The organism is Pseudoroseomonas cervicalis ATCC 49957, from assembly GCF_000164635.1.
Classification (GTDB): Bacteria; Pseudomonadota; Alphaproteobacteria; order Acetobacterales; family Acetobacteraceae; genus Pseudoroseomonas; species Pseudoroseomonas cervicalis.
Genome location: NZ_GG770777.1, coordinates 927,498 through 934,517 on the forward strand (window position 1 = coordinate 927,498; position 7,020 = coordinate 934,517).

Below are 7,020 nucleotides of genomic sequence, written 5' to 3' on the forward strand. Positions count from 1 at the left end.
GAGCGGCCGAGGCGCCGCGCGGCGGCGGCGAGCGATCCCTCCTCCAGCGCGGCCAGCGCCATTTCCATCGCGTCCAGCCGGTCCATGCTTTCAGATCCTGCAATCGAGCCTGCCATCCAGCGCGCATTCAGACGCGGGACGCAAGGGACTACCTCCCCCGCATCGGGCGCCGGACGCGCCCTCCAGGCTCAGGAGGTCCCATGACCACGATCCATTACCGCCACCAACAGGTTGGCCCCGTCGATGTCTTCTACCGCGAGGCCGGGCGCGCCGACGCGCCGGTGCTGCTGCTGCTGCACGGCTTCCCCAGCGCCAGCCACATGTTCCGCGACCTGATCCCGCTGCTGGCCGACCGCTACCGGGTGATCGCGCCCGACCTGCCCGGCTTCGGCCAGACAAGGGCGCCGGCGCGCGGCCAGTTCGACTACAGCTTCGACCGGCTCGCCGAGGTGATCGGTGGCTTCACCGAGGCGCTCGGCCTCGATCGCTACGCGCTCTATGTCTTCGACTATGGCGCGCCGGTCGGGCTGCGGCTCGCCATGGCGCATCCGGAGCGCGTCACCGCCATCATCACCCAGAACGGCAATGCCTATGAGGAAGGGCTGAGCCGCGAATGGGAGGCCTGGCAGACCTATTGGCGCCAGCCCACGCCGGAGAACCGGGAGGCCTGCCGCGCCGCGCTGACCGACGCGTTCATCCGCAGCCAGTATGTCGATGGCGCGCCGGAGGGCCTCGTCTCGCCCGATGGCTATGGGCTGGACCAGCTCTACATGCACCGGGCGGAGGCGGCCGAGATCCAGCTCGACCTGATCCTGAGCTACCGCAGCAATGTCGCGCTCTACCCGGCCTTCCAGGCCTATTTCCGCCAGCACCAGCCGCCCCTGCTGGCGGTCTGGGGCCGCAACGACGCCTATTTCCTGCCGGCGGGCGCCGAGGCCTATCGCCGCGACCTGCCCAGTGCCGAGGTGCATCTGCTGGACACCGGCCATTTCGCGCTGGAGACGCATCACCACGAGATCGCTGATCTGATCCGCCGCTTCCTGCCGGGCTGAGACGCCGCGGCGGCGCTTGCGGGCCGGGGGGTTTTGCGGGAGACAGGCCCGCACGCCCCCGGCGCCGCAGGCCCGGCGGGCCAGCGCCCAGGAGACCGCCCGCGATGAGCCGCGCCCTCGTCCTCGACACCGAGACCACCGGCTTCGACCCGCTGACCGGCGACCGCGTGCTGGAGGTGGCGGCGGTGGAGATCGTCAACCTGGTGCCCACGGGGCGGCATTTCCACATGCTGATCGACCCCGAGCGCGACGTGCCCGAGGAAGCCACCAAGGTGCATGGCTTCACGCGGGAGATGCTGATCGGCAAGCCGAAATTCGCCGAGATCGCCCCCGCCATGCTGGACTTCCTGGGCGACGACCCGATCATCGCGCACAACGCGCCCTTCGATTTCGGCTTCCTGGACTGGGAGCTGAAGAAGGCCGGCCACAAGGCGCTGGACCGCGCCCGCATGGTCGACACGCTGGCCCTGGCGAAGAAGCGCTTCCCCGGCCTGCCCAACAGCCTGGACGCGCTGTGCCGGCGCTACGGCATCGACAATTCCATGCGCACCGCGCACAACGCGCTGCTCGACGTGCAGCTGCTGGCGCAGGTCTATCTGGAGCTGATGGGCGGCAAGCAGCCGGGGCTGGAACTGGCCAGCCGCCCGGCCGTCTCCACCCCCGTGGTGCTGCAGATCGACGCCACGCCGGTCGCCCGCCAGCCGCGCCCGATCCAGCCCAGCGAGGCGGAGCTCGCCGCCCACGCCGCCTTCCTGGCCAAGATCAAAGACCCCCTCTGGGCTGCTTTTTTGCCAGCTGCCGGTTCTCTTCCAGCTGCCGGTCAGGGCTGAGACGGCGGTCGCTGCAGGCCCGGCCTGACGGCGAGAGCCGGCGGACACAGCCGCCGCGCCCCGCGGATGCCCGCCACCGGCGAGGCGGCGGAGCTGCGGCGTCCCACCTCTCCACCATACGGCGGCAGCCCGAAAGAAAAGCAGCCGGTTAAAAAGAATCCCAGGCGGGGGCGAAGTCGGGGTTCACGCGGCGGCGGTCCTTCGGCAGGGCGTCGATGGCGGCGACATCCTCGGCATCCAGCTTCGCGGCCAGCGGCACGGCGTCGAGATTGGCCTGCTGGGATTCGCGGCGGCCGGCCTTGGGGATGGCCACCACGCCCTCCTGCCGCAGCAGCCAGGCCAGCGCCACCTGCAGCGCGCTCGCGCCATGCTTGCGGCCGATCTCCTCCAGCACAGGCTGGTCGGCCAGCGCGCCCTGGCCGAGCGGCGAATAGGCGGTCAGCGCGATGCCGCGCGGGCGGCACCAGTCGAGCAGGCGCTGCTGCGACAGCAGGGCGTGATACTCGACCTGCAGGCAGGCCGGCTTCGCGCCCAGCGCCTCCAGCTGCCGCATCAGCGCGGGCGGGAAGTTGGAGACGCCCCAATGGCGCGTCAGCCCTTCGTCCTTTGCCGCCTGCATGGTCTGCGCCACGGCGGCGAGATCCATCTCCGGCGTCGGCCAATGCACCAGGAACAGGTCGAGATGACCGGTGCCGAGCTTGCGCAGCGAGCCGTCCAGCGAGCGGCGGATGGCGTCGGGCGCCAGATTGTCGAACCACACCTTGCTGGTGACGAAGAGCTCGCCGCGCGCGACGCCGGAGGCCTTCAGCCCGGCGCCCACCGCCTCCTCATTGCCGTAGCGGTCGGCGGTGTCGATGTGGCGGTAGCCGAGGGCAATGGCGCTTTCCACCGCCGCCTGGCCCTCGGCCCCGGCCAGCTTCCAGGTGCCGAGGCCGAGCTTCGGGATGCTGATGCGGTCGGTCGTGAGCGTGGGAATCATCGGAGGTCCTTCCGGCTGTCTCCGCCAGGATCAGGGGCGGAGGCGGCGCGGCGCAAGCCCCGGCCCGGCCGGACGCGCATGGCGATGTTTCGGGGCGGCCATGCGGGAACCCGGAGGCGGCCTCCGGGTTAAGCGGGTTGCGCCTGGGCGCAACCCCGGTGACCGCATGGCGTTGGGTGGGGATGAGCGCCCATGCCCCCGCCCCCTCGCCACCGCCCCCGAGCCCGGCCGCAGGCGGGCGACGGGGGCCGCGCGGCGGTCAGCCCGGCTCCTTGGCCAGGGCGCGGCGGGCGGTCTCGGCCAGGAAGTTGCTGGCCACCGGCAGCACCGCGTCGTTGAAATCGTAATGCGGGTTGTGCAGCTCGCAGCCGCCCTCGGCCGGGCCGTTGCCGATCCACACGAAGGCGCCCGGCACCACGTTCAGGAAATGGGAGAAATCCTCCCCCGTCATGGCCGGGCCGATGTCGCGGCGCAGCGTGGTGACGGCGCCCGCCGCCTCGGCCGCCAGCTCGCGCGCCTCGGGGTGGTTGGCGGTCACCGGCACGCCGCCGCCGATCACGGCCTCGGCCTTGACGCCGAAGGTGGCGGAGACACCGGCGGCCACGCGCCGCAGCCCGTCGCGGATCTGCTCGCCGACCTCCTCGGTCAGGAAGCGCATGCTGCCCTTGATCACCACGCGGGCGGCGATCTGGTTCTGCGCCTCGCCGCCCTCGATGACGGTCAGGCTGACCACGCCGGTCGCCATCGGGTCCAGGTTGCGCGCCACGATGGACTGGCAGGCGACGATGGCGTGGCCGGCGGCAAGGATCGGGTCGCGCGTCAGATGCGGCAGCGCGGCATGGCCGGCATGGCCCTCGATCACCAGCTCGAAGCGGTTGCCGGCGGCCATCACCGCGCTGTCATGCACCGCGATGGTGCCGGCGGCGAGGCCCGGCCAGTTGTGCCAGCCGAAGATGCGGTCCATCGGGAAGCGCTGGAACAGCCCGTCCCGCACCATGGAGGCGGCGCCGCCGCCGCCCTCCTCGGCCGGCTGGAACACCAGCCGCACCGTGCCGGTCCAGCTCTCATCCCGCAGCAGCAGCGCCGCGGCGCCGAGCAGCGCGGTGGTGTGGCCGTCATGCCCGCAGGCATGCATCACGCCGGGATTGGTGCTGCGCCAGGGCAGGTCCTGCGCCGCTTCCTCGATCGGCAGCGCGTCCATGTCGGCGCGCAGCCCGACGCTGCGGTTGCTGCCGGGGCGGTGCAGCGTGGCCACCACGCCATGCCCGCCCACCCCCTCGACGATCTCCGTCACGCCGAGTTCCCGCAGCCGCTCCACCACGAAGGCGGCGGTCGGCCCTTCATGCAGGGTGAGGCTCGGATTGGCGTGGAGATGCCTGCGCCAACGCGTCAGTGTTTCGGCAAGGGTCGGATCCATGTGCTAGGGCATACCGCTTAAGCCGATGCGTCTCAAATCCTCCCTTCCCCTGATGATCCTCGTGGCCGGTGCAGGGCTGGCGCTTCCCCTTCTCGGCCTGGTGCAGGCGGCGGCGCAGCCCGCCGCGGACAGCGCTGTCCCGCCAGAGGCGAGCCCGGCCGATACGGAGGCGGAAGAGCGCACGGTCGAGTACAGCGTGACCCTGCCGGAAACCGGGGACGAGGCGCTGGACGACGCCATCTCCCGCGCCTCGACACTGGAGAATCTGCGCGAGCGGGCGCCTGTCGATACCTATGGCCTGGTCAGCCGCGCCATCGCCGAGTCGAACGCCATGCGCGACGCGCTGCGCTCGGAGGGGTATTACGCCGGCCGCGCCACCATCCTGGTCGATGGCGCGGCGCCCGACACGCCCGGCCTGGCCGACCGGCTCTCGGCGCGCCCGGCCGGGGCCGGGCCGATCCCGGTCACCATCACCGTCGAGCGCGGGCCGCAATACCGGCTGGACCCGGTGCGGCTGCAGGCCGAGCCGCAGGGCGCCGCGCTGGCCGAAGCCGGGGAGACCGGCCTTGAACCCGACAGCCCCGCCCGCGCCCAGCCGATCCTGGATGCCGAGGGGCGGCTGACCAAGGCGCTGCAGGATGCCGGCCACCCCTTCGCCGCGGTGCGCCGCCGCGTCACGGTGGACCACGACACGCGGCGCATGCAGGTGACCTTCCTGGTTTCCCCCGGCCCGCGCGCGCAATTCGCCCGGCCCGGCGTGACCGGGGAGCGGCGCACCGACAGCGCCCTGCTCGGCCGCATCGTGGCGCCGCTGGAGGGCGAGACCTACAGCCAGGAGCGGATCGGCAAGGCGCGGCAGGACCTGCTCAGCCTCGGCGTGTTCAGCACGGTGCGCGCCCGCGCCGCCGACCGGCTGGACGAGGATGGCCGCCTGCCGCTGACCTACACGGTGATCGAGCGGCCCTTGCGCGCCATCGGCTTCAGCGCGGCCTATGAGACCCGCTACGGCCCGACCTTCAGCACCTACTGGGAGCACCGCAATTTGTTCGGCGGCGCCGAGCGGCTGCGGCTGGAGGCGGAGGTCAACCGCCTGGGCAGCGGCAGCGGCACGCGCGACACCGGCGGCCGCGTCTCGGCCAGCCTGCGCACCCCCTGGTTCGCCGGGCGCAACCAGAGCCTGACCTTCGACATCGCCGCCCTGCGCGAGCGCCCCGATGCCTATGACCGCGACGCCTTCACCCTCGGCGCCACGCTGGAGCGCGCCCTGTCGCCGCGGCTGTCGGTCAGCGCCGGGCCGCAGCTGGAATTCAGCCGGGTGACGCAGGATGGCGCCACCACCGACTACCAGCTGGTGGGCCTGCTCGGCTCGCTGCGCTGGACCGATGTGGACAGCCCGCTGAACCCGACGCGCGGCACCCGCGCCACGCTGCTGGTCAACCCGATCTACAGCCTGGGCGAGAGCAACGCCTTCACCCGGCTGCGCGCCCAGGGCAGCACCTATTTCGACCTCTCGGGCGACCAGGGCAGCATCCTGGCGCTGCGCGCCGCGGTGGGCAGCATCGTCGGCGCCAGCTTCGGCGGGGTGCCGCCGGACAAGCGCTTCTATTCCGGCGGCGGCGGATCGGTGCGCGGCTACAGCTACCAGTCGGTCGGGCCGCGCACCGCCTCGGACGAGCCGGCCGGCGGCCTCTCCCAGGTCGAGGGCAGCATCGAGCTGCGCCAGCGCGTCAGCGGCGCCTTCGGCATGGCGGCCTTCCTCGATGCCGGCTCGGTCACCCGCGACCCGACACCGGCCTTCGACAACATGAAATTCGGCGCCGGCCTCGGCGTGCGCTACCTGACGGCGATCGGCCCGCTGCGCGCCGATGTCGCCGTGCCGCTGAACCGCGAGCGGGGCGACAGCGCCTTCGGCCTCTATCTCGGTATCGGGCAGGCCTTCTGATGCGCCGGGTGCTGCGTTGGGGCCTCGGGCTCCTGGCCTTCCTGATTCTGTTGCCGGTGCTACTGCTGGGCGGCGTGCTGGCGGGGGCCAACACCGCGCCGGGGCAGAGGCTGATCGCCGATCTGGCGCAGCGCTTCGTGCCGGGCCTCACCATCGAGGGGCTGCACGGCCCGATCCCCGGCGCCCCGGGCTTCGCCCGGCTGCGCATGGCCGATGCCAAGGGCGTCTGGCTGGAGGTGGACGAGGCGCGGCTCGACCTCGACCTGCGCGCCTTGCTCCGCCGCGAGCTGCGCATCGAGACGCTGGAAGCCGCCCGCATCGCCCTGCTGCGCCTGCCGGAGAGCGACCCCGACGCGCCGCCGCCGGAGCCGACGCCCTCCGAGGGCGGGCCGATCCCGACCCTGCCGAACCTGCCCGTGGCGCTGCGCCTGGAAAAACTGGCCATCGCCCGCATCGAGATCCCGCGCGAGCTGGTCGCGGCCACCGTCGAGGAGCATGGCCCCTCCACCGCCTTCGCCCTCTCGGCCGAGGGCCAGGCCAGCCTGGTCGCCGCCGCGCTGCAGGCGAAGCTCGGCGTGCAGCGGCTGGAGGCGGAGGGGCGGCTTGATCTCGACCTCGCCCTCGACCCGCAGGCGGCGCTGAAGGCCGATCTCCGCGTGGCCGAGCCGGCGGGCGGCGTGCTGGCCACCGCGCTCGGCATCGCCACCGCGCCGGCCGAGCTGCGCCTGTCGCTGGACGGGCCGGCCAGCGGCGCCGGCTTGCGCGCCAGCGCCGATTTCGGCGGCCAGGCCGGCTTCAAC

5 protein-coding genes and 1 pseudogene are annotated in these 7,020 nt (G+C 72.7%); 4 read left to right on the forward strand and 2 right to left on the reverse strand.

The genetic code is table 11. The features are described from left to right. Positions 1–200 precede the first annotated feature (200 nt). On the forward strand, positions 201–1,052 hold the full coding sequence (locus tag HMPREF0731_RS03990; protein WP_007002743.1) for an alpha/beta fold hydrolase: 852 nt from the start codon (positions 201–203) through the stop codon (positions 1,050–1,052). A gap of 104 nt (positions 1,053–1,156) precedes the next feature. Next, positions 1,157–1,882: a DNA polymerase III subunit epsilon gene (gene dnaQ / locus HMPREF0731_RS03995; protein WP_007002744.1), complete on the forward strand. Its 726-nt coding sequence runs from the start codon at positions 1,157–1,159 to the stop codon at positions 1,880–1,882. A gap of 148 nt (positions 1,883–2,030) precedes the next feature. On the opposite strand, the gene HMPREF0731_RS04000 is transcribed toward dnaQ, so the two are convergent. After that, positions 2,031–2,861 carry an aldo/keto reductase gene (locus tag HMPREF0731_RS04000; protein WP_007002745.1) on the reverse strand — a complete coding sequence of 277 codons (831 nt, stop codon included), beginning with the start codon at positions 2,859–2,861 and terminating at the stop codon, positions 2,031–2,033. Between the two features lie 259 nt (positions 2,862–3,120). Further along, the gene (locus HMPREF0731_RS04005; RefSeq protein WP_007002746.1) at positions 3,121–4,278 is read right to left on the reverse strand and encodes an amidohydrolase; all 1,158 of its coding nucleotides are present in this window, start codon (positions 4,276–4,278) and stop codon (positions 3,121–3,123) included. Positions 4,279–4,303: 25 nt separating this feature from the next. Here HMPREF0731_RS04005 and HMPREF0731_RS04010 point away from each other — a divergent pair, with 25 nt between their 5' ends. Continuing rightward, positions 4,304–6,220 (forward strand): autotransporter assembly complex protein TamA, encoded by a 1,917-nt coding sequence (locus HMPREF0731_RS04010; RefSeq protein ID WP_157135915.1) that lies wholly within the window; start codon positions 4,304–4,306, stop codon positions 6,218–6,220. 8 nt (positions 6,221–6,228) lie between these two features. Further along, a pseudogene (locus tag HMPREF0731_RS24955) lies at positions 6,229–7,020 on the forward strand (hypothetical protein); the annotation flags it as partial.

What these genes read in the sequence shown, in the direction of transcription:
- HMPREF0731_RS04005 (WP_007002746.1), bottom strand. Translation starts at nt 4,278, where the DNA reads ATGGATCCGACCCTTGCCGAAACACTGACGCGTTGGCGCAGGCATCTC.
- HMPREF0731_RS03990 (WP_007002743.1), top strand. Translation starts at nt 201, where the DNA reads ATGACCACGATCCATTACCGCCACCAACAGGTTGGCCCCGTCGATGTC.
- dnaQ (WP_007002744.1), top strand. Translation starts at nt 1,157, where the DNA reads ATGAGCCGCGCCCTCGTCCTCGACACCGAGACCACCGGCTTCGACCCG.
- HMPREF0731_RS04010 (WP_157135915.1), top strand. Translation starts at nt 4,304, where the DNA reads ATGCGTCTCAAATCCTCCCTTCCCCTGATGATCCTCGTGGCCGGTGCA.
- HMPREF0731_RS04000 (WP_007002745.1), bottom strand. Translation starts at nt 2,861, where the DNA reads ATGATTCCCACGCTCACGACCGACCGCATCAGCATCCCGAAGCTCGGC.